This window comes from Paenibacillus sp. SSG-1, assembly GCF_002224835.1.
Taxonomy (GTDB): domain Bacteria; phylum Bacillota; class Bacilli; order Paenibacillales; family Paenibacillaceae; genus Paenibacillus_AQ; species Paenibacillus_AQ favisporus.
In genome coordinates, this window is sequence record NZ_MBRK01000001.1 from 4,766,599 (window position 1) to 4,792,116 (window position 25,518).

Sequence of the window (25,518 nt, forward strand, 5' to 3'; positions counted from 1 at the left end):
CGTTAACCCTTGTCCCCCGGAACGTGTGATAAGCTCTTTCCTGTCAGACGGGGTTAAACCCGCTTCTGGCCAAATAGATGAATCAAGTGGAGAGGGGATCATCCATGTTTAAAAAAGTACTATCCATCAGCATGACCTTGGCCCTGGCTGCCGGTTTAGCGGCATGCGGGTCTAAAACCAGCGGCAGCGACTCGGGCAGCACGGCCGCCTCATCGGCCTCGGGTACGGCGGAAGCGGCTGCTACGGCTTATGTGCCCAAAGAACTGAACGTGCAGTTCGTTCCATCCCAAAACGCCGACACCCTGGAAGCCAAAACGAAGCCGCTGGAAAAGCTCCTCGGCGACCGTCTCGGCATTCCGGTTCATGTCACGGTTTCCCCGGACTATAACACGATCGTGGAAGCGATGGCTTCCAAGCAGGTAGACGTCGGCTTCCTGCCGCCGAACGCATACGTACTGGCCCACGACAAAAAGAAAGCCGCCGACCTGCTGCTTCAGGCGCAGCGCTACGGCATTAAAGACGATACCGGTGAAGACACCACGGAAAAGGTCGATTTCTACAAAGCGATGATCGTTGTGAAAAAGGATTCGCCGATCCAAAGCCTTCAGGACTTGAAGGGCAAAAAAATCGGATGGCAGGACGTCACTTCTTCCGCCGGCTATGTATTCCCTGCGGCTGAGCTGAAGAAGGAAGGCATCGATCCGGACAAAGACGTTCAAGGCGTGACGATCAAAGGGCATGATGCCGCCATTATGGCGCTCCTGAACGGTCAGGTTGATGCCGTCGCCGTATTCCAGGATGCGCGCAACACGGTGAAAAAGGACGTTCCGGACGTCTTTGAAAAAACCCGCGTCCTTCACTATACGGCCAAAATCCCGAACGATACGGTCAGCGTCCGCAACGATATGGACCAAAGCTGGAGAGACAAAAGCAGCCAGGCGTTCATCGACATTACGAACGATGCGGAAGGCGCACAAATCATCAAAGACATTTACACGCATGTCGGCTATGCCAAAGGCGATGACAAAAACTTCGATCCGGTTCGCGAATACGCCGAAGCCGTCGGGCAGGAAATCAAGTAATTTCAAGCATTTCATTTCAATGTAGATACAATGAACCGGGCAGCACCGTCCAATGGCTTCATGGCGGTGTTGTTTTCCCGTTTTATCTGAAAATACGACAGAAAGTTGGAATCTCATGATTGAATTCGATCACGTCTCCAAAGTGTACCCCAACGGAACGGTCGGGCTTCGCGACATTAATCTGACCATCAAGGAAGGGGAGCTTGTCGTCATCGTCGGCCTTTCCGGCGCGGGCAAGTCCACCTTTTTGCGCAGCATTAACCGGCTGAACGAAATTTCCTCCGGGGAAATTCGCGTCGGCGGACAATCCGTCACCCGTGCGGCCGGCCGCCAACTTCGGCTGATCCGCCGCGACATCGGCATGGTGTTCCAAAACTTCAATCTGATCAAGCGCCAGAACGTGCTCAGCAACGTGCTGTCCGGCCGGATCGGCTACCATTCGACGCTGCGGACGATGCTCGGCTGGTTCCCGAAGCCGGACGTCGCCATCGCGCTCGAGGCCCTGAACCGCGTCAACATCCGTGAAAAAGCGTACATCCGCGCCGACCAGCTGTCCGGCGGCCAGCAGCAGCGCGTCTCGATCGCCCGCGCGCTCGCGCAGGAGGCCCGGGTCATTCTCGCGGACGAGCCCGTCGCCTCGCTGGACCCGCTCACCACCCGCCAGGTCATGGACGACCTGAAGCGGATCAACCGCGAGATGAACATTACGACCGTGATCAACCTCCATTTTATCGACCTGGCCCGGGAGTATGCGACCCGGATTATCGGTCTTCGCGCCGGCGAGGTCGTTTTCGACGGTACCCCGGAGGAGGCGACGGACGAGGCGCTGGCCGAAATCTACGGGCGGCCGGTCCTCAAAGACGAGCTGCTGGGAGGCGTGTCATGAAGGCGGCGACTCAGGCAGAGCTGCAGCCGGCCACCCTTCCCGGGATGGCTCCGCCGCCGAAATACAAGCGGTACGCGGGGTGGGTCGTCCTGATCGCAATCCTCATCGCCTGCTCCATCCGCACCGAGGTCACCCCTTACCAGCTCATCACCGGCCTGCCGCAGATGGGCGGCCTTCTGGCGGAAATGTTCCCGCCGGATTGGAGCTACCTGCCCACGATATGGGCCCCGATGATGGAAACCGTGCAGATCGCCGTGCTCGGCACCTCCCTCGGCGGGCTGCTGGCGATTCCGGTGGCGCTGCTGTCCGCATCCAACCTGCGCGTGAGCCGCCTCGTCTCGCTGCCGGTACGGATGGTGCTGAACCTCGTCCGCACCATTCCGGACCTGCTGTTCGCAGCCATATTCGTCGCCGTATTCGGCATCGGCCCGTTTGCCGGGATGCTGGCGCTCGTCTTTTTCTCCTTCGGCATTATCGCCAAGCTGACGTTCGAGGCGATCGAAGCGATCGACCCGGGGCCGCTGGAGGCGATGTCGGCCGTTGGCGGAAACCGGCTGCAGATCATCCGGTATGCCGTCATCCCGCAGGCCCTGCCCTATTTTATGTCGTACCTGCTGTATACGTTTGAGGTGAACGTGCGCGCAGCCGCCGTGCTCGGGCTTGTCGGGGCGGGCGGTATCGGCCTCCTGCTCGACCGCTCCCTCGGCTTGTTCCGGTACGACCGCGCCTGCATCATCATCCTGCTGACCCTCGTCATCGTTCTGATCATCGATTACGGCAGCACGCTGATTCGGAGGAGATTATTATGAACCGTAACACATCTTTGCCGCCGTCCGGCACGCCGGTGTCATTCGGCTCGGTGCTTCGCTCACGCATCCGTTTCGGACTGGTCATGCTGGTGGTGATTGCCGTCTACTGGTGGTCCATTCAGGGGATGCACTTTGAAGGAATTCAAGGGACGGCGGGCACCGTCTCCAAGTCCATCCTGACCGGCTTCCTGCATCCGGATTGGTCTTTTGTGTATATTCCGGACGGAGAGGATCTGCTTCGGGGTCTGCTCGATACGCTCGTCATCTCCGTCCTCGGCACCGTCGTCGCTGCCGTCGTCTGCATTCCGTTCGCTTTCTGGGCTTCCAACAATATGAGCCGCGGTCTCGCGCTGTCCGGCAGCGGCAAGCTGGTCCTTAGCGTCATCCGGGTATTCCCGGAGATCATCGTGGCGATTCTATTTATCAAGGCTGTTGGTCCCGGCTCCTTTGCCGGCGTCCTGGCCCTGGGCATCCATTCCGTGGGCATGCTGGGCAAGCTCTATTCGGAGACGATCGAGAGCATCGACCGCGGGCCGCAGGAAGCCCTGATCGCTTCCGGGGCGAACCGGCTGCAGGTGCTTCGGTATGCGGTGCTGCCGCAGGTCATCCCGCAGTTCCTTTCCTACTCGCTGTACCGGTTCGAAATCAACATCCGCTCCGCCACGACCCTCGGACTGGTCGGTGCCGGAGGCATCGGCACCCCGCTGATTTTTGCGCTGCAGGTGCGCAACTGGAACCGGGTCGGCATCATTTTGCTAGGGATCATCGTCCTGGTCATCCTGACGGATCTCATTTCGGGATGGGTGCGGAGAAAAATCATCTAATCGGGGAGCGCTGAATAACAGGTAAGAATGGCCACAATAGCTGCATTTTTGCAGCTATTTTCTGTTTCCAAGGTAGACTTTGAACTTCCGATGCCGCTGTTGCCAGCTAACTTGAAAATAAGACAAACCTCATATGCAGAATGGTTACAGCGCACCTGTCGGGCCGCCAGCTCCTGCCGCACAATAGAATTTGATCATATTACCAATGCTAAAGGAGTGTTGCAGATTGACGACAGCCTTGCGCAAACCGGCGATGATGTTGATGGCTTTGGTGACAGGAATTTGTCTATGGGTGAGCCAGACGGCTACAAGTTATGCGGACATGAGCTCTTCCCAGCTAGAAGCGGAATGGACCCAATTGTTCGGGGATCCCGCGAACTACAATACGCCGGACCATGTGGCGCCGACGGCCGACGGCGGCTTTGTCGTGCTCAGCGACCTCACGAGCCGTACCTTCGGCCCCACCAGACTGCATGTGATCAAAACGGATGCAAGCGGCGGCACCGAGTGGGAAACAGACTTTTTCGACGATCATTACGTCACAGAAGCGTATCACGGGTACGACATTCAACAGACCCGGGACGGAGGATATATCATTGGTGCTGCCCTCGATGACCGTTCCAATGGCGGGCCCCTTTATCGCGCATACCTCCTTAAGTTGTCGTCCACGGGACAAGTGGAATGGAACCGGGCCTACAGCACCGTCTTCGCAAATCCGGTCAACAGCGTCCAAGAAACGAGCGACGGCGGTTTTATCGTGACGTCCTCCACCTATAACCGCTCCGATACGGCTCCTGCCTACGTCTTTAAAACGGACAAAGACGGCCATCTGCAATGGGACCATACATTTCGTTACAGCGGGGGCGGACCGACCGATTTTAGGGATGGTCAAGTTTTCAACGCTGCTGCCGAGACTTCGGACGGCGGTTTTTGGGTGGTAGGCAGATACTATGATTCCTCTACATACTATCCTTTGTTGGTCAAATATAACGCTTCCGGAAAACTGATATCCAAACGCATGAAAGAGACTTCGGACTGGGGGAGGCTGGATTACAAGCAGATCATGGCCTCGGCCGATGGGAAGGGCTATATCATGCTGAATGCCGAAGGTCTCTGGGAAATCGACCGTTCCGGAAATACGCTGTGGAACCTGAGATTAACCGATTCCTCGCGGGAATTGGACGATATTTCGTTCTTGCAAATGAACCGGGTAGACGATGGTTATCTGGTCTTCGGCAAGGATCAAACGAGCGATGACCATGTGATCCTGAAGCTTAACGCCGAAGGGAAAACCGTGGATGTCCTTCGCCAGGAGATCCCCGGGTATACGGGAAATTTCAATCATGCAGCCCTTCTTCAAGACGGCGGGTTTGTATATTTAAACAGTATCGAGTCCTCCGCTTATCTTCAGCTCACGAAGTTTAAGCTCGTATCTCAAGGCGAGCAGCCCGGCGAAGGTGAATTTTTCCTGGATGACAGCGAGTATTCCGTAACGGTAAACGACATGATTGATATCGTCGCTTTGTTTAAAAAAACGGACGGCACCGTCCTTCCGGTGACCAAAGTGACCCGGTTTTCAATCGAAAACCCTGAGATCGCCTCAATTGACGAAGAGGGTAATATTATCGGGCTGGCACCGGGCCTGACGAGTATTAAGGCCGAATATAACGGACAGACAGCTGCCGCCTCCCTTCTGGTCGTCAAACCTTACGTCCCAATACCGGTTAACCGCATTAGTGAAAAGACCGGTCCAGCCGAGTCGGATTCGACCGATCCGGGTTCCATTGTTCCGGGCAGCACGGATCCTGAGCCGTCCAATCCGGTCCCGGCCGATTCAGGTGATACCGCCTCAGGTTCGTCCGATCCAGACACGTCCAATCCAGGAAGCGCTGACCCTGACTCGTCCGAGCCAAGCACGCCCGATCCGGCAGGCGCTGAGCCTGGCACATCTCAGCCATAAAAGGTTTAATCCCGCATCCCGGGAACGAGATCGGCCCATTGTGTACAATCATGGCTTTCACACTGGGCTCTGCTTCTACTAAAAAAGACTGGATCCACGTGGCTTCCCCACAGATCCAGTCTTTTTTTACGATCCGGCTGAAGATGCTTTTCCATCTCCCGTATGTTACAATAATGGAAATTAAATGTAATTTTAAACAAAAAAGGAGCTGACCCCCATGGACCCCAACCGAACCCGTTCCGCCAGTCCGCAAGGAAAGCCCGCAGTTCACGAAACGCAGCCCGCGAGCGAAACCGCTGCGACCCTTGATCATGAAAGTTATGTTGATGAGCAGCTCAGAAACATACAAACCATCGAAGGCGGCGGCCCGCCCAAAAAGGTCAATATGGACCAGCTCCCCGCCCCGATCCGCTACTTCGGCTACTTTTTTATGTCCGGCATCGCCCTGTTTGCGGTGATCTCCATCTTGATCAGTATTTTCAAATAACTGACGCCAGCTTTACTGCACGAATCTTTACCGCTAATACTCTTTGGTCCGGGAAACGCTCCGCATCACCATTCCTAAATAAACCGTGAAACCATAAGCGAGCAGCATCCCCACCGCATACTGAATTTTTTGTTCCGTGGTCAAACCGTCAAAAAACAGTACCAGACCTACCGTCAACCCAACAGCAGCCAGCAAAAACAGATAGAATGAAAACGAAATCGCCCGGATCACCCGGCTGCCGCGCTGCTTCAAACTCTCGGTGTCGGTGAAAGATTCGGGCCGCTCCCCATCGTAATCCTTGCGCCAAATGTACACGCTCGCCATCTTGCCGACCAACTCCCAGCCAAACTGTTCGTACGTCGCCTTGTAATCCTTTCTCGGTACGGCTTCCAGATCATACACGTACCGTTACTGTTTCGGTTCTCCCCGCCGGAAGGTCATGTACAGCGAACTCCACTGACGGATTCGGTCTGGATGCCATCCGCTCATGGACATCTGCTCAAGCCAGCGTTCCAGCTTCGCAGGTACTACATACCGATAGGCGGGGAACCAGACGCTCTTTGTGTCCTTCATCGCAATCCCTCCGAATTATGGTACAGCTCGGCAATCCTCTCCGCCTCAATTTTAAGAATCCGCATGCCCAGCTCGCCGATTTGGTAAATTTTCTTCCGGTCTTCTTCTTTGACGGCTTCGATCAGGCGATCCCCGTCCAGCTTGCCCAGACTCTGATAAATCGTTCCTGCACCCAGCGTAATCCGGCCGTTCGTCTTCTCCTTGACAAGCTGCATAATGCCGTAACCGTGGTTCGGTGTTTGCAGCGACAGAAGGATATAAAACATCGTTTCGCTCATCGGAATATACCGCTTTATTGCTTTTTCCAAGTCCATCTTCCATCCCCCGCCTGCTTCGCTCCACTATATCACGATGTGATGCATCACGTCGTTATCTAATATATATCACGTCATGATATAATATGTCAATCATCAGGCATCTGCCGCCAGCAAAATAAAAGCGCCGTACCCCTATATGTGAGCACAACGCCTTATTGCCAGCGTAGTTAGGCTTTTATTCTCTTTCATGACTTCATCGCCTTATCGCATTTAACTTCATCACTTCCGCACCAGGTTCATCTGCCTCAAACCAAATTTTTGCCGTAATAAATCTCGTCCATTTCCAGTGTAATCCGCTCCGTGATTTCTTCCTGCTCGCTCTCGCTCAGCGTATCCTTGGTATAGCCAAACAAGTAATTGTCCAGGTCAAATTCCCGCAGCTTGCATTTCGTATGAAAGATATGCTCCTGATACACGTTCACGTCGATCATGTCGTACATATCCTTCACCTCATCCGGGATATAGTTCTGGATCGAATTGATATCGTGGTCGATGAACAGCTTATGGCCACTAATATCACGCGTAAATCCGCGAACCCGGTAGTCGATGGTCATAATATCCGTGTCAAAAGAATGAATGAGATAGTTCAGCGCCTTCAGCGGCGAAATCTCCCCGCAGGTCGATACGTCGATATCGGCCCGGAAGGTGCTGATGCCCTCATCCGGATGGAACTCCGGATACGTATGAACCGTAATATGGCTTTTATCCAAGGCCATGACGACTGAGTCCGGCAGCGGTCCGGGGGATTCGGAATAGGATTCCTGCGGAACCTCCACCACCGGCCCTTCGGAGACGAGAATCGTCACGCTCGCCCCCTGCGGCACGTAATCCTGTTTGGCTATATTCAGCACGTGAGCCCCGATAATATCCGACACCGTCTTCAGAATCGTCGTCAGACGCTCCGCATTATACTGCTCATCGATGTATTCCAGGTAAGCCTCGCGCTCTTCTTTGGTCCGCGTAAAGCAGATATCATACATATTAAAGCTGAGCGACTTCGTCAGGTTGTTAAACCCATGCAGCTTAACGTGCTGCTCCGGTATTTCCTTCATTGCACATTCACCCCGCTGTCTTCATGTCCACTGCCTAATATTCCCTGATCATGGTGCATTATCCGTCTGGAACGGCAGCTTTTGTTTATTTACACTTTTTACCCCAAATGGGGCAGTGACAAACAATGCCGGATGGTAGGCAGCAGCTTGAGATAAGCGGGGATTTACGGATATCACACCCGTTTTTTATACGCCCTCATCGCAAAAACATATGCCACGAGCATGATCCCGACGCACCATGCAAGAGCGACCCAGATATCATTGCCCACAGGCTGACCTGACAGCAGCGAACGGATCGCTTCCACGATCGAGGTCACCGGCTGGTTGTCGGCAAAGGCGCGAACGACCCGGGGCATCGAATCGGTCGGCACAAACGCGGAGCTGATGAACGGCAGGAAGATAATCGGATAGGAAAAGGCGCTTGCGCCATCCACGGATTTGGCGGACAACCCGGCAATCGCCGCGACCCACGTTAACGCCAGTGTAAACAGCATCAGTATGCCGGCTACGGCAAGCCATGGCAGCAACCCTGCCGACGAACGAAAGCCCATTAATAGCGCAACAAGAATGATGACGACCACCGATATGGCATTGGATACCAGCGAGCTGATCACATGTCCCCACAGCATGGTGGAACGGGCAATCGGCATGGAGTGGAACCGCTCGAATATACCCCGCTGCACATCGATAAACAGGCGGTACGCCGTATAAGAAATTCCGCTTGCAATGGCAATCAGCAAAATGCCTGGCAGCAAATAATTTACATAGTTATCTGTGCCGGTTTGAATGGCGCCTCCGAATACATAAACGAACAGCAGCATAAATGCGATCGGCATGATCGTGACCGTGATGATGGTGTCCCAGCTGCGGAAAATATGGCGCATGGAACGTCCCAGCATCACACCCATATCGCTGAAGTAATGCTTCTTTACCGCTTCCATTACTTTTCCTCCTTTTTGCCAACGATGGCAAGAAATATGTCTTCCAATGAAGGCTGTTTTTCAACGTACTCCACCTTTGCAGGCGGGAACAGCTTTTTCAGTTCCGCGAGCGTGCCGCTCGCGATAATCTTGCCCTCATGCAGAATGGCGATTCGGTCGGCAAGCTGTTCAGCTTCCTCCAGGTACTGCGTGGTCAGGAATACGGTCGTGCCGCCGTCCGCCAGCTCCTTGACGATCTTCCACACCTCGATGCGCGCCTCGGGATCAAGCCCGGTCGTCGGCTCGTCAAGGAAAATGATCTGCGGTTTTCCGATCAGGCTCATAGCGAGGTCGAGCCTGCGGCGCATCCCTCCCGAATAAGCAGATACTCTCCGGTTCGCGGCATCCGTTAAGCCGAAGCGCATAAGCAGATCGCGTGCGACCACACGCGGAGCTGCGAGATGCCGCAGCTTGGCGATCATGATGAGATTTTCCTGTCCGGTCAAATTTTCGTCTACGGCGGCAAACTGACCGGTCAAACTGATCGACTGCCGTACATGGTCCGGCTTTGAGGTGACATCGAATCCGTTGACGGCAGCGGTTCCGCCGTCAGGCTTAAGCAGCGTGGTAAGGATTTTTACGGTTGTCGTCTTACCCGCCCCGTTGGAGCCGAGCAGGGCGAAAATGCTTCCCTGATCCACCTCAAAATCCACACCTTTTAGAACTTGCTGCTGTTTGTAGGATTTTTGCAGTCCTTTGACTTGAATCGATTTGTTTGGCATATCTTCTCCTCCTTTTCAGATCACCGTAACTTTTGATAAATCGGCATCCATGCCCTTGAGTGCGGCAAAGGTCAACTTATCCATCGTTGCCCCGTCAAAGCAGATCGTTTTAATGGCGCGGTAATATTTCTTGGACAACAACGACCCTTGAAAAGACACATTTTTGAGCGTAGCGCCCTTGAACGAAACTTCTTTCAACCCGGCTCTGTCGAACTTGACGCCAATAAAGATTTGTCCATCGAAGCGCTGCCCTGTCAGATCGGAAGATGTGAAGTCCACTCCGTCGAATACACAATTCTCAAAGAAGGTTTTGGTGAGAGCGGTCATCGTCAGGTTGACGTCGGTCAGGTGAACGCCTGTGAATGTGGCTCCGGCCAGCCACGACTTGCTGAAGTTCGTTCGTACAAGAGTGGATTGGTTAAAGCTTGCATTGGCCAGGTCCAGGGTGGTCAGGCTGCAGTCGGTCAGGTTTGCGCCGTCAAATCGGGCATCCTTCACATCGCTGCTCTTAAATGAACTGCCGGTCAAGTCCGCATTTGTGAAGTCGGAGCCTCGGAGCGTGCTTGATATGAATTTCCCCTTATGTGCGGTAACGCCCGCAAAGTCGCTTTCGGCCAAGTTGCTCGCGCTGAGGTTGGTCAGCACCTGCCGCTCCAGCGAACGGGAAAGGTTTGCCACCTCCAGTACGGTTTGCTCGATGTCCCCGATACTGTCGATAGTCATCTCCAAAGCCGTTTCATCGTCCTTGCCCTCGGCTTTCAGCTCACGGTACCGCTCCTGCAGATCGGAGTGCAGGTCGGCCTTTAATTCGCTGACGCTTCTCACCCCTTCGTATGCAGCAAAAACCTCGTTCAGATAGTTCGTCAATTTCTCGTTCATCCCATCATCTCTCCTTATAATAAGTTTTCAAGCACGCGCTTGGCGTACTTCCAGTTGCTTTGGTTGCGTTCATAAGTTGCCTTGCCCTTCTTAGTCATCCGAAAATACTTTCGCCGTCCGCCCTGCGATTCATCGCCCCAATACCACTCGATATCACCGTCACCTTCAAGCCGCCGAACGCTGGAGTACATCGTGGCTTCCTTTAATTCATACTCACCGCCCGAACGCTCGACAATCAGCTTGACAATTTCATAACCGTAGCGGTCGGCTTCGGATAAGAGCCGTAAAATCATCGTGTCGGTATGGCCTCGCAGCAGGTCGGATGTGATTTTGTTGTCTTTCATGTCATCACCTCCATATCTGCATGATACGATATACTACTATGACTGTCAAGGTAATTTGTTAATAAAAATACTTTGCCCAAAATACAGGTGCTTAAAGAATAAGAAACGGCGTACATTCAGCAAAAATCAAACTCGGTTTAACGGGAGTTTTTTTGCGGTTCAATGGTTTACCCCTGCCGAAAATAGAAAACAGCGGCAATCTAAGACTGTATCCTCAGTCCTAGTCCCGCTGTTTTTTAGCACTAGCCCTTGATGAGAGCCCGCTGCAAATGGGCTGCATCCGACAAATTATTTTCCGGGAAATGACCCATTTTTTCATTCAGTCATGACCCTTCTATTGAAATCCGGAATGGAATATACATTACAAGCCTTAGTCTGGACATCTAGCGACATCCTGGACACCACTTTCCTTTTGGAGGATCGAGGAGGAGTGTTTCAATGAACGAATATGTACCGCAGGGAATGGTTCAAAAGCAGTATCACTGGGAATGGGTCAATTATTTTCTGTACCGGCATCTTCAGGAGAATAATCCGTTTCCGAAGCTGCAGGCACCGCTGAACGATTTGCTGAACAAGCAGGAACAGCAATTGGATGCATTGAGGAAGCTCGCGGCTTCACTGGGGATATCCAGTCCTTCTGCAACAGTGAATATACGGTATAATCCGATTCTGGAATGCATCAAAGAACTCCACCACCGGGAGTATGAATTATTGCAGGAGTACATCAGCTATCCCGATTACTTTTTGCCGGTTTCTTCGAATCGACTAGGGATCGAAGACTTGATGAAATCTCAGCTGGCGCAGGTCAATACACTTACAGCATTAAAGGAGACCTTTGGTCAGCTTTTCAAACCCCAACATGAAACGCAAAAGCCTGATTACATATTGGAAAAGGGGTACCGGCTGACGCGGATCGCCACGGGGCTAACGTTCCCCACGGTCATGACATTTGACCCGCAAGGAACCGTCTATGTTGCCGAAGCCGGGTTTGCTTACGGGACTGAGCCAGGAATGGGCCGCGTGCTCCGCCTGGAATCGGATGGGTCCTTTACAGAAATCGCCTCAGGATTCGGAGGTCCTGTAACAGGCATTGCCTGGCATCATGGGGATTTGTATGTGGCTGCAGGAAATTTAGGGGAAAAGCCGTCAGACGGATGCGGGGAAATTATTCGAGTATCGCCGGACGGTACTAGGCAAACGATTGTTAGCGGGCTGCGCACATGCGGGGACCATTTTACCGGAGACATTCTGTTCGGCCCTGACGGCAAACTGTACTTTTCCGTTGGTACCGCCACGAATTCGGCTGTTGTAGGGCTGGATAATATGCTGATCCTGAAGCATCACCCGCAATTTCACGATGTGCCGGCCAGAGACCTGGAATTGATCGGCACCAATTTTATTACCCGGGATCCGCTATCCGATCAACCAGGGGCAGCCGTAACGGGGGCATACCATGCCTTTGGAGTTCCGAGCAAATCGGGTGATATCGTCAAAGGCCGATTGTTGGCTAACGGGGTCATCTACCGCTGTAATCCTGACGGAAGCCACCTACAGATCGTCGCAGACGGCTTCCGGAATACGTTCGGTTTAAGATTTTCCCCAATGAACGGGAAACTGATCGTAACAGACCATGGCGCGGATCCGCGGGGAAGCCGGCAAATCAAGCTGGATTGGGATAAAATTTGGGAGGTCACCCCTGGGGGGTGGTACGGATTTCCGGAGTTTTTTAGCGGTTTGCCCGTAACCCTCCCCCATTTTCATGCCGCGGAACAAGCGAAGCCTACCTTTCTTATCCGTAACCATCCTCCGCTTGCCGCCCAACCGCTCGCCCGTCTGCAGCCGCATAGCGCTTCCATGAAATTTGATGTTTGTACGAACGCTGAATTCGGCAGTCCAGGGGAACTGTTTGTCGCCCAGTTTGGAGAATCCGGTTTTGAAAAAACCGAGGAACTTCCCGGATTCAAAGTGGTTTCAGTCAACCTGGATACCGGGCAAATTTCAAATTTTCTGACCAATCCACATGGCGAATCTACGAAACAAGGGCCGATCCGGCCTATTGATGTCAAATTTAATGCCGAAGGAAATGAGCTGTACCTTCTCGATTTTGGCCTGATGGGTAAGCATAACCCAACGCCTGGAACCGGGAGCCTGTGGAAGATCGTGAAAATATAGCGGATCGGCTTAATCCTCCTCGTTCCCTGTTCTGCCTCCGTACCGATGCGAGTGCGGGATTCTGCCGTTTACCGTGGTATAACCCGCAAAATCGTGATAATGCCCGCCTCCCGGCAAAGGAATGGCCGGTCCCGTCGTCCCTTGAATATAATGAACATGCTGATCGTTAAAAGATGTTTCCACATGATAACGGTGGACATGGGGAACGCCGCTGGGGGCAGGTTCTGTTGTTCCGGCGTAGTGATGATAGTGCCCCACGTCAAACGAAGTATCACCTGAAATCGGATGAACATGGACCCGGACCGGCCTTCCGTCCCACGATGTAATAAGCAGGCTGTGATGATGCTCGGAACCGGAACCTTCAGAATGAAACAGCAAACCTGTGATTGGGATTTCCAATTGACTAACCTCCTATGATTCAAGTTATCGGTTTGATCAAGCAAAAAAACATCGGCTTCATCATACGCAGAAATCATATGGCGTTAGCCTGTTCCATTATGCAGAAATATGGTTTATGGTTAAAAATCTTACAAACGGTTGAAACGTTCAGCCATGGCGGTCATCCATCCGATGGACGGGCAGCAAAAAACCTGCCGGTCACGACACCAGATTGTCGTGAATCGGCAGGTTTTTTGTAGATGATAGAATTCATAAATTTTCAGCGGAGCTGAACCAATGCTTTCGGTCTCCGGCGAACGTACGTCGATAGACGTTTAATTCCGCATTATTCTATAACGTATTCGCGATATTTCTCAAAGTCCTGAAGCCGGCATTCCAGCGAGAGCCGTGTACCTTCATTTTCATACTCGGTCGCATGGATGCTGGCATGCTCGTTCAAATACGAAACCACCTGGCCCCGGTCATACGGGATCAGCATTTCGCAGGTGACGTAATCCTTGAACACAGAGCTGCGGATCAGATCCACCAGCTCGGTCATCCCGATTCTCGGCTTGGCTGCCAGATAGACGCTTTTCTCCTTGACCTCTGGAATGTCCACGCCCGCCAGATCGCATTTGTTATAAGCAAAGATGGTCGGAATGTCCGTAACGCCGATGTCCTTCAGCGTGTCCTCCGTAATTCGGATCAGCTGCTCATACTTCGGGTTCGAGTAATCCACGACATGGATGAGCAGGTCCGCCTCGGACACTTCCTCCAGCGTTGACCGGAACGCCTTGACGAGATGATGGGGCAGCTTGCTGACAAACCCGACCGTGTCGGTGAGCAGGAAGGATTTATGATCCTCCAGCTGTATGCTCCGCACGGACGTTTCCAGCGTGGCGAACAGCATATCCTTTTCGAATACCGCCTTCTCGCCGGTCGGTCCGGCCGCAGAATAGGCCTCCAGCATAGCATTCATGATTGTCGATTTGCCCGCATTGGTATAGCCGACCAGCGACACGACCGGAAGCTCGTTTTTCTTCCGCTGCTTCCGCTGCGTCTGCCGCTGAAACACCAGCGATTCCAGCTCCTTATTCAAGGCGCTGATCTTCTCCTCGATCCGGCGGCGGTCCAGCTCCAGCCGCGTTTCGCCTGAGCCGCGGTTGTGCATGCCGACGCCGCCGCCCTGCCGTCCGAGAGACTCGCGCAGGCCCACGAGGCGCGGCAGCATATACTGCAGCTGAGCAACCTCCACTTGAAGCTGGGCTTCCCGCGTTTTGGCCCTTTTTTCGAAAATGTCCAAAATCAGAATCGTCCGGTCGATGACCTTGCACTCCAGATCCGCTTCCAGGTTGCGGAGCTGCGACGGCGAGAGCTCGTCGTTGAAAATGATCAGATTCGCCTCGAGTCCCCGGAATAAGCCGCCCAGTTCCTCAACTTTCCCGGTACCGATGTAATGGGATTTGTTGACGCGCTCCATATTTTGCGTCAGCTGCCCAACGACCTCCACCTCGCAGGCTTCGGCCAAATTGCCGAGCTCCTCCATGGAGTATTCGAAATCGGGCTGATTGTTCAGGTTCACGCCGACCAGTATCGCTTTTTGTTGAATGGGTTCCATATATTTTACCTCCGGATTAGCTTGAATTGTTCGATGAAACGAAAAAACCGCAGGCTGTACCCTGTGGTTTAAAGCGAACGGATATATCAGCGCTGGAAAAGAAGAACCCCCTTGCTCGATGACAGCTGCCCGTCAAGCTTAAGGTGTCCTAAGCATTCTCCAATCAGGCTGGTTTTATGTTATTGCATGAGGAACGCCCTACGGCTGCCTGAAGACAGCAAAAAGAGGGCGGATCGCCCTCCCTCTCATACACCCGGCATAACTCAAATAATGAGCACACTCGGCACGTATATATCGGGTTCCAAAAGATATGCAGACCAATCCCGTTCGCTCCGCACAGGGGCAGAGCCTTTGAGCACTATTCAGTTAGCGGCACAAAGTGAAAAAACGGAATTTGATGTAGTACATATCTTATTCGAACCCTCCGATCATTATAAGTATCCCCATGTTAACACAACAGCGCGGCGGATACAATTCCCAATTACCAAAAAGATGAAAAAATTTGCCGCTACCTTCCTGATCGTACCTGCTTAACCTCCGCTTCCCCAGACAGCGTGACGCGGTTGCGCCCGCCCGTCTTGGAGCGGTACAGCGCCTCGTCCGCTTTCAGGATCAAATCGCGCGGTGAGCGTCCATGCTCGGGATACGCCGCTACGCCGGCCGAGATCGTCACCGGCACTCCGATCGGGTTCACGGTTCTCTCCATCTCTTTTCTTAAGCGTTCGGCCACCACGCCGGCTTCCCTCGGCCCGCTGCGCTGCACCAGAATCCCGAATTCCTCGCCCCCATAGCGGAAGCACAAATCCCCTTCCAAGGACACGTTTCGCATCAGCTGGGCCAAGTGCTTCAGCACCTGATCGCCGAGCACATGCCCATAGGTATCGTTGACTCCCTTGAAGTGGTCAATGTCTATTAAGATGACTGCAAAGGGCACATGGTACTCAGTCCACTGCTGCAGCACCGTATCCAGCGTCCTCCGGTTGGCCAGCCCGGTCAGCTCGTCGACGCCCGCCTCGTTCCGAAGCTGGGTCAAATCCTGATTCAAGTGCTGGAACGCGATTTTGACGCTTTGCGACAGCAGCCTGACCTCATAATAAGCCGATTTAATGTCGGGAACGTTCTGCGGGCGTGCCGAGCCGAGCGTGGCCTGGTCGGAAAATTGAGCCAGCGTATTGAGCGGTTTGGCAATGCGGCTGGCCACCCACCATCCCAAAATGAGGATCAGCAGCAGGAACGGAAGGGAGGCGAGAAGCACCCTTTTGATCAAATCATGAAGCGGCTTGTCAATGACCGACGTCGGTGTCTGGGAAATAATCCCCCACGAGCTGCTCGGTTCATAAGCGTAACCCGCAAAGAATTGGCCCCCTTCGGAATTCGTCACCCGCTGCGACCCGCTTTTTTTCATCAGGACGTTCTTCACGACCGGATTGCTGATGACCGATTTGCCGATTCGCTGCTTGTCCGGATGAAAAATGATGGCCCCGTTCTTCTCCACTACGTAAACGTAAGACCCGTTGCCGAAAAAGTGCTCCTTCAGCATCGTGCTGAGCACGTTTTTATCTTCGAGATAAATCGTTCCGCCGACAAACCCTTGATAAGCGCCGGATGCATCGACGATTGGTGCTGAAATGAGGATAATGTATCTCCCTGTCGTCGCCCGGTAGGGGTTCGAAATAAAAGGCGCTTTCAAGGAGACCGCCATTTTGCTCTGGGCCGAGGTCAGCTGATCCCCGACTTCAATGCCGATCGTATGCGGACTGAGCGCCCGGACGATGCGGTCGGCGTCCGCAACGACTATAGAGTTGAAATACTGCGTATTCTCCTGAAACAGATCGTCAAAGAGCTGGGCGTCCATCTCCTGGCTCCGTCCGGATATTTTGGCAATCGCATTGATATTTTGCTGCATCGTAACGAGAAGCTCGTTCGTATTGGAAGCCAGCTTTTTGGCATACTGCTCGTTATTCTGAAGATAATTGCCAATTAAGGAGGCGCGGTTGACTTGAACGGCTGAAGTGATGCTGGTCAGCATCGTAAGCAGGATCGCAATAATGACAAGCAGGCTGATCGTAAACCGGAGCGTAAAACCTTTTTGGATCAAATATTTCAACGTTATATCCACCTTGAGTCTAAAAATAGAAAAAGATGTCGCATCGTGACGCTTTACATTATACATGAACGCCGGAAGTGCATCTATAGCGTGTTGTGCCATCTGCCGTAATAAGAAAAACGTCTATCGACGTACTTTCAAAGAAGACAGACCGCGTCTAGAGGAAGTTTTTCTTGCGAGATCAGGAAGCAGAAGCTCCGAAAATTTACTTTCTTATCTCTTAAAAAAAACGTCTATCGACGTACTTTCAAAGAAGACAGACCGCGTCTAGAGGAAGTTTTTCTTGCGAGATCAGGAAGCAGAAGCTCCGAAAATTTACTTTCTTATCTCTTAAAAAAAACGTCTATCGACGTACTTTCAAAGAAGACAGACCGCGTCTAGAGGAAGTTTTTCTTGCGAGATCAGGAAGCAGAAGCTCCGAAAATTTACTTTCTTATCTCTTAAAAAAAACGTCTATCGACGTACTTTCAAAGAAGACAGACCGCGTCTAGAGGAAGTTTTTCTTGCGAGATCAGGAAGCAGAAGCTCCGAAAATTTACTTTCTTATCTCTTAAAAAAAACGTCTATCGACGTACTTTCAAAGAAGACAGACCGCGTCTAGAGGAAGTTTTTCTTGCGAGATCAGGAAGCAGAAGCTCCGAAAATTTACTTTCTTATCTCTTAAAAAAAACGTCTATCGACGTACTTTCAAAGAAGACAGACCGCGTCTAGAGGAAGTTTTTCTTGCGAGATCAGGAAGCAGAAGCTCCGAAAATTTACTTTCTTATCTCTTAAAAAAGGGCAGCCTGGTCGGCTGCCCGCTGCGGCTGTCCTGGGATGTCCAGAGTTAAAGCGGCGTCATGCCGCGTCTTAAATTCCGAAAAAGCGCCGGGTCGTCCTTACCGTAGCCGCAGCCAGCGCCGCAGGCGCTTCCCCCCTGCAGTCGGCGATGACCCCGAGAATGTGCGCCAGGAAAGCGGGCTCGTTCCGTCCGCCCTTCGGCTTCGGCCGCAGATCACGCGGTGTCAGATAAGGCGCATCGGTCTCGATCATCAGGCGGTCCAGCGGAATGTCCCGGACGAGCTCACGCAAATGCCCGCCCCGCCGCTCGTCGCAAATCCAGCCAGTGATGCCGATGTGCAGCCCCATCTCTAGGTAGGTGTACAGCTCTTCTGCGCTGCCCGTAAAACAATGCACAACCGCGCGCCGAATCAATGCAGGGTGATCTTTCAGCATCGCGGCAAAATCGGCATTCGCGTCCCGTTCATGCAGAAACAGCGGCATGTCCAGCTCTTCCGCCAGACGCAGCTGCTCCTCAAACCAGCGGCGCTGCACGTCGCGCGGGGAAAAATCCCGGTTGTAGTCCAGCCCGCATTCGCCGATCGCCACCACCTCAGGCAGCCCGGCCAGCCGCCGCAGCCGCTCCGCCGTATCCGGTCCGCAGTCCTTCGCGTCATGCGGATGAACGCCTGCCGTCGAGAACAGCCTGCCAGGATACGACTTTGCGTAGTGCGCCGCCTCCTCGCTGCTCTCCACAGACGTTCCGGTTATGATCAGCTGTTCTACGCCCGCCTCAGCGGCCCGGGCCAACACCTCCTCCCGGTCCCGGTCGAACGATGAATTCATCAGGTTAACGCCGATATCAATGATCGGTAAAGTCATGGCTGCCAAATCCTTTCGTTATCTATCTTAAGGCATCTACCTTAAAGTCAAACCATAAAGTACGGCACCAATATTATAGGGGACAACAATCCTCTGCACAAGGATTCCTGGCATTTCAAATGAAATCTTGCATGAATGTTATATGATCGAAGTTGAATTGAAAAACGGAGGAGGAAAACTTCATGGAAAAGGATCATTTAGCTTTTACGCACCGGAACTTAAAGCCCGGCGAAATCATTACGTTCGGCACGTATCCGCAGTCGGCAGACGGTCAAAAACTGGCAATTCAATGGCGTGTTCTTCATCATTCAGGAAGCGAGCTGTTTGTTTTGAGCGAGTATATTTTGGACTGCAGGAGGTATCACGGCAAGAACGCGGATCTGAAATGGCGCGAATGCACGGAAATGACTTGGCAGGACTGCGATTTGCGCGAGTGGCTGAACGATGAATTCTATAACGCCGCATTTAGTGACGCCGAAAAGCAGTTCATTAAGACGACACCTTGCACAGACAACGGAGAGGGCTGCCCGGACACAGAGGACAAGGTTTTTCTGCTTAGCGCTGCCGAGCTAGAGAACTTATCCGGGGTTCACGGCAAGGATGTGAGGCGTGCGGTTGGAACCGATTTTGCCAAGACAAAAAAGCCCGATGGATGCCGCTTATATGTATATGACAAATCGAACAAAGACAACTATATCCTCAAGGAAGGCGAAGAAGCCGGCTGCTCCTGGTGGTGGCTGCGAACCCAAGGTAACAAGCCTTCACGCGCGTATTTTGCAGGGACAGGCTGCAGTATTCGCAGCTATGGGAATAACAGCATAAGCGGATATGGCGTACGTCCTGCTATAAAAATAAATCTTTCCTAAGTCTTGTTTTTAAGGGAGGCAGACATGGATGGCATGACATCGAAAGAAGCGGCGTTAAAGGTGAAACAGTGGCCTAGGCAAACTATAGCGGCGGGTCCTCGTCATACCGTTGGTCTGAAATCTGACGGCACGGTAACAGCTGCGGGCGATAATAAATACGGCCAATGTGATGTAAGCGGCTGGCGTGATCTGGTGGCGGTTGCGGCCGGTAATGTTCATATGGCGGCGAACACAGGCAATGCCCATACCGTCGGTCTGAAGTCGGACGGTACGGTGGTCGCGGCGGGTTGGAATAAGCATGGCCAATGCAGCGTAGACGGTTGGCGCGATATTGCAGCGGTTGCGGCAGGCTGGCGCCGTACCGTCGGCCTGCGATCGGATGGCACCGTAGTAGCCGTGGGCCGAAACCATGAAGGCCAATGCGACGTCGGCGGCTGGCGTGATATAGCTGCGGTCGCAGCGGGTGACTGGCATACCGTGGGCCTTCAATTGGACGGCACGGTAACGGCTGTAGGTAATCATCGGTATGGCCAATGCAATGTTAGCAGCTGGAGCGGCATGGTCGCAACAGCCGCAGGTTACCTTCATACCGTCGGGCTTCACTCGGATGGTGCGGTGGCGGCTGTGGGTCTGAATAAGCATGGTCAATGCGATGTAAGCGGCTGGAGCGGAATGGTGGCGATTGCGGCGGGCAGTTATCATACCGTCGGCCTCAAATCGGACGGCACGGTGACGGCTGTGGGTCACAACGAATATGGCCAGTGCGATGTCAGCGGCTGGCGCGATATGGTGGCCGTCGCGGCGGGATGTACGCATACCGTTGGCCTGAAATCGGATGGCATGGTGGTGGCTGTGGGTCACAACGAATATGGCCAGTGCAATGTCAGCGGCTGGCGCGGCATCCTACTGCCCGGCACTTCGTTATCAATATGAATAACTTGACATTCCACACGAAAACATGAGCCGGACTTCGAATTAGGCAAGGGGTATGCGACATTGAATCAGGCGGGACACAATCCGATCATATAAAAAGACCGCATCCTGACGGAGTGCGGTCTAGCGTCATTATTTGTATACGGGTTTGCCGTATTCCGCCTTCTTCTCAAAGAGAACGGTATACGTTTCGTCTGGGCCGTCAACGGACGGGGCTACCACTTTCTTCAGCCCGCTCAGAGGCAGGATCGCCGGACTCCTAAGACCATATTTGCGAAATGTGGGTCTGTGTCGTTGACTCATGACGATTCCCCTCCTAATAAATCATGAATTGAATCCAGTAACGCTTTATTGAGATAACATATCTCCTCAAAAATCTGCTCCGTGACCTGGACGGAACCCCTCAGGTGGACCGTGAACACGTATCTTCTCGCTAAAGGATAACACAAGATATATTCCTTCACAACCGATTTGCGATTTCGTTGACTAAATGTCACATTTCCGCTGGCGTGAACGTCCACCACATGGATCGGTTCTTCTCCCGGTCTCAGGTTGACATTGGCATCCAAGGAATATTCATAGCCGATTTCGCCAACCCCGTCGCTGCCGACCTGCTTTATTGTACGGTCACCGGCTTTGAAAAGTGCTGTGCCGCTGACCGTATACGGCGTGGAAATAAACGACAGCCGCAGCGCCCGGCAGATCCGGTTGTAAATATCCGTATCGAGTGCAGGCTTATGATTCAATTCCTCAAAAAAGCCGATAATCTTCAGCAGCCTGTCCCTCTCCTCTTCGGATTCACGGAGCAGATCGTAAGGATCGCTCTGTTTGCTGCCCCAATGCTCGATCATGCTGCCGATTTTACTGCACGAGACGCCCACGGCCGCATTCCAGTTGCGCGGGTTCATCTGATAAGTGAGCGTGGTCATGCCGAACAGATCCGAAGGCGTCTTAAAGCCTTCAATCCGTTCCTCCTCCTCATCCTCCTGCTCAGGAATATGCGACGGAACGAGAAAAAATACCCGTTCTCTTCCCAGTTTACTCCAAAACAAGCCCATCTCAAACACCGTATTATCTCTGGCTGTATAATATAACTTACCCCGCACGAGCGTCACGTCATCAGGGTGGAACACAAAAACCGCAAAATCGCTACCCTGGATCTGGGCTTCCAAGTCCTCCATCGTATAACGGTTGGCGTGAAACACTCCTCTATGCCAAGGAGTCACGACCGCGTAGTGCTCCAGTTCCTCCTGCACCGCATTCACGATCGGAATGGCTTCCCTGGATGAGCCGATGAAAACGAAAGGTTTGTCCATAACTCCCTCCAGAACATCCATAATCTACCTATTATCAGTATATCATAGCATGGTAGATTCAATGACTGTTACTTTTCGCGCTTACGAAAGTCCGCCCATGATTTCAAAGTTTGCTATGTATGCCTGACAGAACTTGTCTATATAAAAAGGTTACAAAAAGTAAAGGACTGCGGACAGCCCTGCTGAACCGCAGCCTTCGTGTACAAGCCAAGTACAGGGAACGGACGACCTGCCTCAGACAGCATCTGCCGTATAAGGTACGTCTCCACCATAAACGCTTGAATGATATCCTTTTCCGCTATACAAGCTCAACCTCACCCTGCATTCCTTCCGGAAAACGCACCTCGACCTCCACATCGGCCGGAGACTCTACGCGCAGCGTCATCCGGTTGTCCGAAACGTTCCAGCGGACGCGGATTTCGCCGCCGTCCGGCAGCGGAACGATGCCGCTGGCCCAGCTTAGTCCGCACGGCTGGGGAGCGACCGCCACCTTGCTCCATCCGTCCTCCAGCCGTTTTACGCCGAGAATGCATTCGCCCAGAAAATATCCCGGGGCGGCGGACCAAGCATGGCAATGGCTCCGGGTAAGCTGGTTCGGATTGGCCCGGTTTTCGCTGAAGTTCGGGTACATCTCCCAGCAGGTGGTGGCGTCGTTATCGATCATCTGCCCGTAATGGGCCCGAATGTCGGCGAGCAGCAGCTCGAACTGGCCGGCTTCCTCCAGCGCCTCGTAATAGAAGAAGGACATGAACGGGCTGCCAATCTGCACGAAATCCGCGGGAGGAAACTTCAAATAGGCTTCCATCAGCGCTTTTCTGCCGCCGGAAGCGGCCCCGCACAGGTAGGCGACCACCTGGGTCTGCATGCTGAAAGTATCGGAACGGCGGCCGTCCGCATGGATGCAGTCCAGATAGGCGTGGCGTTCATCGGACCACAGATGCCGGTTAATGGCTTCCGTCAGCCGACCGGATGCTTCCTCATATGCGGCGGCCGTCCCTTTCTGCCCGGCCGCCGCCGCAATGGCTGCCGCATCGCGCAGCGCCTTGGCCAAGAACAGGTTCTGATGGGTCACGATGCCTTCGCGCGGCTGATCGATCGGAGCCCAGTCCAGGAAGTTCCAGCCCTTCATCTCCAGCAGTCCGTCCCCGTTCAGATGTTCCAGGTAGGCCTCCATGGTCAGCTGAACCGCCGGCCAGATTTCCGCCGCAAACGCCGTGTCGTTCGTATGGGAAATAAATTCGCGGCAGGCGATGGCCCAGAAGAAGGTCCAGTTCGGGATCACGCTGTTCCAGGCGCTCGGCACCTGGTTCACATACAGCGGCGTCATGTCTGCCGATCCCGGAACCAACCGCAGGCAGCGTTTGACGATGTCGGTCACGCCGAACACATAATAATTGACGAGCGCCTCATTGCGGCTGTCCCCGACCCAGAACACCTGCTCATAGGAAGGACAGTCGATGAACGTGTCTTCCATGCACAGCCGGGTCGTGTGACGGCTGATGTCCCAAATATCGTTCAACCGGGCGTCCGAGCAGCGGAACGCGCCGATCTCGGCGGCGGGATACGTGCTCTGACGGATGTATACTTCGTGAAGCTTCACCGGACCACGCTGTTCGCGGATGGTCAGAATCAAGTACCGGAAGCCGCGGCGGACGGGCGACAGGTAGGACTGGCGGCCGGACCGGCATATATAACGGAACGTATTTTCGAGGCCGTACGTATGCTGCCGGTAATCGTCCTTGATGTATTCGACCCCGTACGCATCAATGACCGTGCCTTCCGGCGCGTCCAGTTCGAAGCCGATAAAACCGGAACGCTCCTTGCCCAGATCAATCACGATCTCGCAGTCACCATCGGGGAACGCCTCGAGCTGTGCGAAGTTCTGCGTCGGCAGCACTGCAAATTGCAGCTCCTGCGGCACCCGGTGTTTTTCGCTCAGCGTCCGCCACACGCTGGCCCCGAATACATCCACGGCCGAATACAGCTGTCTCGACACGGGCTGCATCCAGCGTTCATAGCCCTGAAGCTCCTGCTCGGTCCGGATCGTCTTCAGCCGTAAATAGTCCGGATCGTCCCTGCGGAGCTCCCGGCCGTCCTTGTAATCGATATACTCAACCGCATCGAAAGGGCCGACGGCCGTAAACGGATTGCCCTCCTCATTTCGTGCCGCGTGAAGTGGAGCCCTCAGCGTAAACGCCGCCTCGCTGTCCACTCCGATGTGGAACACCGAGCCATGGTCGCCGGACGTAATGTCCATCAGCAGCAGATGACTCCCGCTGCCCAAGGTCAGCGTGTAGTATGTTTCCGGCTGATCCACATGTGCCGGGTTGCAGCGGATGCCGTCGACGTACAGATCGTCGGCCCGCGTGCCGGTCGGAAAGCCGATGGCTACTTCGCCATCCTCTTCCATGACCAGTACCGCAGCCAAGAGGCCGGTAAAGCCCACCGGATTGGCGTGCGTGATGCTGTCTTTCACCATCTGGTTCCGCAGGTCGATGGCGGCCGTGAACCTTGGTGCCTTGACGCGGGCCAAAGACATCACCTTGGACGGGTACTTCTTCTCTTCCGTCAGGAACGGGATGTCCCTTGGAATGAGCCGCGTCCACGGCTGCGTGCCTGCCGGGCCAATTTCCAACGCGGCACTCCAGGAGGCGTCATCGTATCCCGGCTGGTTCCATGCCTCATCCCACAGCCTGGCGTCATACACTTCGGCAAATCCCTGCTGACAAGACATCCGCGGAGAAGTGCTGTCCTGGGCCGCCAGCTTGGCCGTTCTCCAGGTCCGGTCCGTGGCGGCGATCACCTCGTCCCCGTACTCCACCTGGGCAATCAGTCCGCCGCGCCCGGCGAGATAATATAAATTGGCAAGTCCAAAATGAAGGACAAGCACCGCAATCGTATTGTCAGCCCCCGGACGCAGCAGGTGCCCGATGCTGTATGTATCATACATCTGCTCCTTCGGCCAGGAGCGCGTCGTTCCCCTGCCGGCCAGGTAACCGTTTACAAAAAGAACGTAGCGCGAGTCTGCGGTGATGCTGAGCGATACGGGCCGTCCCGTGTCCCCCTCATAGGCAAAGGTCTTGCGGAAGCATCTCCATTCATTCCGGGGGCTTGGCTCTCCCTCCCCCCAAATCCACAACGCCTTCCAATGCTTATCCATCATAAGCCTCCTCTCTGCCCTTAGCTTTGTACAATCACCGCCCTGTTGTCAAGTAAAGCGGTGAAATTCAGCTCAAGGAATTCAGTCACTCAGTGTAGAATGGAAAACACAGTATTGTAGCTGCACGCCTTGAATTTGCGGTTATGTTATTGATGGTAAGGAGGAGGAAGATTTGAGGCTAGAAATCAGGAATATAACGGAGGGCAAATTGGACGAATTCTTTTCCATTCTTAGAGAAGCTTCGTTATGGTTACAAATCGAAGGCAAGGCGATGTGGGATCCCCATCAATTAACCCCTGAACATATACTGAAAAGCTGCTCCATCGAGCAATGCTATGTTGATTTAGAAAGGTGGACGAACGAATGATGTTTGGCGTCTATCCAACCGCATTTTATGAAATATGCTCCCCCT

Annotated in this window: 25 protein-coding genes; 10 read left to right on the top strand and 15 right to left on the bottom strand. The window is 53.6% G+C overall.

Features of this window, described 5'->3' with window-relative positions:
• Window positions 1-104: 104 nt before the first annotated feature.
• The 6 genes from BCV73_RS22045 (at window position 105) to BCV73_RS22070 (ending at window position 6,048) form a co-directional block, all read left to right on the top strand.
• Complete coding sequence (locus BCV73_RS22045) at window positions 105-1,082, top strand: phosphate/phosphite/phosphonate ABC transporter substrate-binding protein (RefSeq protein ID WP_089548538.1); 978 nt, start codon at window positions 105-107, stop codon at window positions 1,080-1,082.
• Window positions 1,083-1,197: 115 nt separating this feature from the next.
• Window positions 1,198-1,968: a phosphonate ABC transporter ATP-binding protein gene (gene phnC, locus BCV73_RS22050; protein WP_089548539.1), complete on the top strand. Its 771-nt coding sequence runs from the start codon at window positions 1,198-1,200 to the stop codon at window positions 1,966-1,968.
• On the top strand, window positions 1,965-2,777 hold the full coding sequence (gene phnE / locus BCV73_RS22055) for a phosphonate ABC transporter, permease protein PhnE (protein WP_089548540.1): 813 nt from the start codon (window positions 1,965-1,967) through the stop codon (window positions 2,775-2,777). Before phnC ends, phnE (BCV73_RS22055) begins: the two co-directional genes overlap by 4 nt.
• On the top strand, window positions 2,774-3,601 hold the full coding sequence (phnE, locus tag BCV73_RS22060) for a phosphonate ABC transporter, permease protein PhnE (RefSeq protein WP_089548541.1): 828 nt from the start codon (window positions 2,774-2,776) through the stop codon (window positions 3,599-3,601). Before phnE (BCV73_RS22055) ends, phnE (BCV73_RS22060) begins: the two co-directional genes overlap by 4 nt.
• A 226-nt stretch (window positions 3,602-3,827) precedes the next feature.
• Window positions 3,828-5,561 (top strand): hypothetical protein, encoded by a 1,734-nt coding sequence (locus BCV73_RS22065; RefSeq protein ID WP_089548542.1) that lies wholly within the window; start codon window positions 3,828-3,830, stop codon window positions 5,559-5,561.
• Window positions 5,562-5,778: 217 nt separating this feature from the next.
• Complete coding sequence (locus BCV73_RS22070) at window positions 5,779-6,048, top strand: hypothetical protein (RefSeq protein ID WP_089548543.1); 270 nt, start codon at window positions 5,779-5,781, stop codon at window positions 6,046-6,048.
• A gap of 33 nt (window positions 6,049-6,081) precedes the next feature.
• Here BCV73_RS22070 and BCV73_RS22075 read toward each other — a convergent pair whose 3' ends face one another.
• From BCV73_RS22075 to BCV73_RS22105, 8 genes are all read right to left on the bottom strand, one after another.
• Window positions 6,082-6,450 (bottom strand): DUF2812 domain-containing protein, encoded by a 369-nt coding sequence (locus BCV73_RS22075; RefSeq protein ID WP_218828170.1) that lies wholly within the window; start codon window positions 6,448-6,450, stop codon window positions 6,082-6,084.
• Window positions 6,451-6,456: 6 nt separating this feature from the next.
• The gene (locus BCV73_RS35470) at window positions 6,457-6,621 is read right to left on the bottom strand and encodes a DUF2812 domain-containing protein (RefSeq protein ID WP_218828171.1); all 165 of its coding nucleotides are present in this window, start codon (window positions 6,619-6,621) and stop codon (window positions 6,457-6,459) included.
• Window positions 6,618-6,935, bottom strand: coding sequence for a PadR family transcriptional regulator (locus BCV73_RS22080; RefSeq protein ID WP_089548544.1), 318 nt, complete (start codon window positions 6,933-6,935; stop codon window positions 6,618-6,620). Before BCV73_RS22080 ends, BCV73_RS35470 begins: the two co-directional genes overlap by 4 nt.
• Before the next feature lie 248 nt (window positions 6,936-7,183).
• Window positions 7,184-7,990 (bottom strand): adenosylmethionine decarboxylase, encoded by an 807-nt coding sequence (gene speD / locus BCV73_RS22085; RefSeq protein ID WP_076173585.1) that lies wholly within the window; start codon window positions 7,988-7,990, stop codon window positions 7,184-7,186.
• Between the two features lie 173 nt (window positions 7,991-8,163).
• Window positions 8,164-8,931 (bottom strand): ABC transporter permease, encoded by a 768-nt coding sequence (locus BCV73_RS22090; RefSeq protein WP_076173584.1) that lies wholly within the window; start codon window positions 8,929-8,931, stop codon window positions 8,164-8,166.
• Window positions 8,931-9,692 (bottom strand): ABC transporter ATP-binding protein, encoded by a 762-nt coding sequence (locus BCV73_RS22095; protein ID WP_089548545.1) that lies wholly within the window; start codon window positions 9,690-9,692, stop codon window positions 8,931-8,933. The genes BCV73_RS22090 and BCV73_RS22095 overlap by 1 nt, the downstream gene beginning before the upstream one ends.
• A gap of 15 nt (window positions 9,693-9,707) precedes the next feature.
• Entirely contained in the window at window positions 9,708-10,571 is an 864-nt protein-coding gene (locus tag BCV73_RS22100) for a pentapeptide repeat-containing protein (RefSeq protein ID WP_089548546.1), read from the bottom strand.
• A 14-nt stretch (window positions 10,572-10,585) separates the two neighbouring features.
• Complete coding sequence (locus BCV73_RS22105) at window positions 10,586-10,915, bottom strand: PadR family transcriptional regulator (RefSeq protein WP_076173581.1); 330 nt, start codon at window positions 10,913-10,915, stop codon at window positions 10,586-10,588.
• 438 nt (window positions 10,916-11,353) lie between these two features.
• On the opposite strand from BCV73_RS22105, the gene BCV73_RS22110 reads away from it, so the two are divergent.
• Window positions 11,354-13,087 (top strand): PQQ-dependent sugar dehydrogenase, encoded by a 1,734-nt coding sequence (locus BCV73_RS22110; protein ID WP_089548547.1) that lies wholly within the window; start codon window positions 11,354-11,356, stop codon window positions 13,085-13,087.
• A gap of 9 nt (window positions 13,088-13,096) precedes the next feature.
• Here BCV73_RS22110 and BCV73_RS22115 read toward each other — a convergent pair whose 3' ends face one another.
• On the bottom strand, window positions 13,097-13,486 hold the full coding sequence (locus BCV73_RS22115) for a YmaF family protein (protein WP_076173580.1): 390 nt from the start codon (window positions 13,484-13,486) through the stop codon (window positions 13,097-13,099).
• A gap of 14 nt (window positions 13,487-13,500) precedes the next feature.
• On the opposite strand from BCV73_RS22115, the gene BCV73_RS34820 reads away from it, so the two are divergent.
• Entirely contained in the window at window positions 13,501-13,725 is a 225-nt protein-coding gene (locus BCV73_RS34820; protein WP_143811887.1) for a hypothetical protein, read from the top strand.
• Window positions 13,726-13,811: 86 nt separating this feature from the next.
• Here BCV73_RS34820 and hflX read toward each other — a convergent pair whose 3' ends face one another.
• The 3 genes from hflX to BCV73_RS22130 form a co-directional block, all read right to left on the bottom strand.
• Window positions 13,812-15,083, bottom strand: coding sequence for a GTPase HflX (gene hflX / locus BCV73_RS22120; protein ID WP_076173579.1), 1,272 nt, complete (start codon window positions 15,081-15,083; stop codon window positions 13,812-13,814).
• A gap of 508 nt (window positions 15,084-15,591) precedes the next feature.
• Complete coding sequence (locus BCV73_RS22125; protein WP_179232045.1) at window positions 15,592-17,190, bottom strand: sensor domain-containing diguanylate cyclase; 1,599 nt, start codon at window positions 17,188-17,190, stop codon at window positions 15,592-15,594.
• An 849-nt stretch (window positions 17,191-18,039) separates the two neighbouring features.
• Window positions 18,040-18,831 carry a TatD family hydrolase gene (locus BCV73_RS22130; RefSeq protein WP_089548549.1) on the bottom strand — a complete coding sequence of 264 codons (792 nt, stop codon included), beginning with the start codon at window positions 18,829-18,831 and terminating at the stop codon, window positions 18,040-18,042.
• A 182-nt stretch (window positions 18,832-19,013) separates the two neighbouring features.
• Between BCV73_RS22130 and BCV73_RS22135 the strand changes: the two genes are divergently transcribed.
• Both BCV73_RS22135 and BCV73_RS22140 read left to right on the top strand, forming a co-directional pair.
• A complete protein-coding gene (locus BCV73_RS22135) occupies window positions 19,014-19,697 on the top strand; it encodes a DUF6273 domain-containing protein (RefSeq protein WP_089548550.1) in 684 nt (227 codons plus the stop codon).
• A gap of 24 nt (window positions 19,698-19,721) precedes the next feature.
• The gene (locus BCV73_RS22140; RefSeq protein ID WP_089548551.1) at window positions 19,722-20,630 is read left to right on the top strand and encodes an RCC1 domain-containing protein; all 909 of its coding nucleotides are present in this window, start codon (window positions 19,722-19,724) and stop codon (window positions 20,628-20,630) included.
• 132 nt (window positions 20,631-20,762) lie between these two features.
• Here BCV73_RS22140 and BCV73_RS35135 read toward each other — a convergent pair whose 3' ends face one another.
• From BCV73_RS35135 to BCV73_RS22150, 3 genes are all read right to left on the bottom strand, one after another.
• Complete coding sequence (locus tag BCV73_RS35135) at window positions 20,763-20,933, bottom strand: hypothetical protein (RefSeq protein WP_167372905.1); 171 nt, start codon at window positions 20,931-20,933, stop codon at window positions 20,763-20,765.
• Complete coding sequence (locus BCV73_RS22145) at window positions 20,930-21,946, bottom strand: TIR domain-containing protein (protein ID WP_076173574.1); 1,017 nt, start codon at window positions 21,944-21,946, stop codon at window positions 20,930-20,932. Before BCV73_RS22145 ends, BCV73_RS35135 begins: the two co-directional genes overlap by 4 nt.
• Window positions 21,947-22,244: 298 nt before the next feature.
• Window positions 22,245-25,106, bottom strand: coding sequence for a family 78 glycoside hydrolase catalytic domain (locus tag BCV73_RS22150; protein WP_089548552.1), 2,862 nt, complete (start codon window positions 25,104-25,106; stop codon window positions 22,245-22,247).
• Window positions 25,107-25,518: the final 412 nt, after the last annotated feature.

Bases quoted from the DNA above. Each gene is read 5' to 3' on its own strand.
- BCV73_RS22045 (WP_089548538.1), top strand. From the start codon at position 105: ATGTTTAAAAAAGTACTATCCATCAGCATGACCTTGGCCCTGGCTGCC.
- phnC (WP_089548539.1), top strand. From the start codon at position 1,198: ATGATTGAATTCGATCACGTCTCCAAAGTGTACCCCAACGGAACGGTC.
- phnE (WP_089548540.1), top strand. From the start codon at position 1,965: ATGAAGGCGGCGACTCAGGCAGAGCTGCAGCCGGCCACCCTTCCCGGG.
- phnE (WP_089548541.1), top strand. From the start codon at position 2,774: ATGAACCGTAACACATCTTTGCCGCCGTCCGGCACGCCGGTGTCATTC.
- BCV73_RS22070 (WP_089548543.1), top strand. From the start codon at position 5,779: ATGGACCCCAACCGAACCCGTTCCGCCAGTCCGCAAGGAAAGCCCGCA.
- BCV73_RS35470 (WP_218828171.1), bottom strand. From the start codon at position 6,621: ATGAAGGACACAAAGAGCGTCTGGTTCCCCGCCTATCGGTATGTAGTA.
- BCV73_RS22080 (WP_089548544.1), bottom strand. From the start codon at position 6,935: ATGGACTTGGAAAAAGCAATAAAGCGGTATATTCCGATGAGCGAAACG.
- speD (WP_076173585.1), bottom strand. From the start codon at position 7,990: ATGAAGGAAATACCGGAGCAGCACGTTAAGCTGCATGGGTTTAACAAC.
- BCV73_RS22090 (WP_076173584.1), bottom strand. From the start codon at position 8,931: ATGGAAGCGGTAAAGAAGCATTACTTCAGCGATATGGGTGTGATGCTG.
- BCV73_RS22095 (WP_089548545.1), bottom strand. From the start codon at position 9,692: ATGCCAAACAAATCGATTCAAGTCAAAGGACTGCAAAAATCCTACAAA.
- BCV73_RS22100 (WP_089548546.1), bottom strand. From the start codon at position 10,571: ATGAACGAGAAATTGACGAACTATCTGAACGAGGTTTTTGCTGCATAC.
- BCV73_RS22105 (WP_076173581.1), bottom strand. From the start codon at position 10,915: ATGAAAGACAACAAAATCACATCCGACCTGCTGCGAGGCCATACCGAC.
- BCV73_RS22110 (WP_089548547.1), top strand. From the start codon at position 11,354: ATGAACGAATATGTACCGCAGGGAATGGTTCAAAAGCAGTATCACTGG.
- BCV73_RS34820 (WP_143811887.1), top strand. From the start codon at position 13,501: ATGATTCAAGTTATCGGTTTGATCAAGCAAAAAAACATCGGCTTCATC.
- hflX (WP_076173579.1), bottom strand. From the start codon at position 15,083: ATGGAACCCATTCAACAAAAAGCGATACTGGTCGGCGTGAACCTGAAC.
- BCV73_RS22130 (WP_089548549.1), bottom strand. From the start codon at position 18,831: ATGACTTTACCGATCATTGATATCGGCGTTAACCTGATGAATTCATCG.
- BCV73_RS22135 (WP_089548550.1), top strand. From the start codon at position 19,014: ATGGAAAAGGATCATTTAGCTTTTACGCACCGGAACTTAAAGCCCGGC.
- BCV73_RS22140 (WP_089548551.1), top strand. From the start codon at position 19,722: ATGGATGGCATGACATCGAAAGAAGCGGCGTTAAAGGTGAAACAGTGG.
- BCV73_RS35135 (WP_167372905.1), bottom strand. From the start codon at position 20,933: ATGAGTCAACGACACAGACCCACATTTCGCAAATATGGTCTTAGGAGT.
- BCV73_RS22145 (WP_076173574.1), bottom strand. From the start codon at position 21,946: ATGGACAAACCTTTCGTTTTCATCGGCTCATCCAGGGAAGCCATTCCG.
- BCV73_RS22150 (WP_089548552.1), bottom strand. From the start codon at position 25,106: ATGGATAAGCATTGGAAGGCGTTGTGGATTTGGGGGGAGGGAGAGCCA.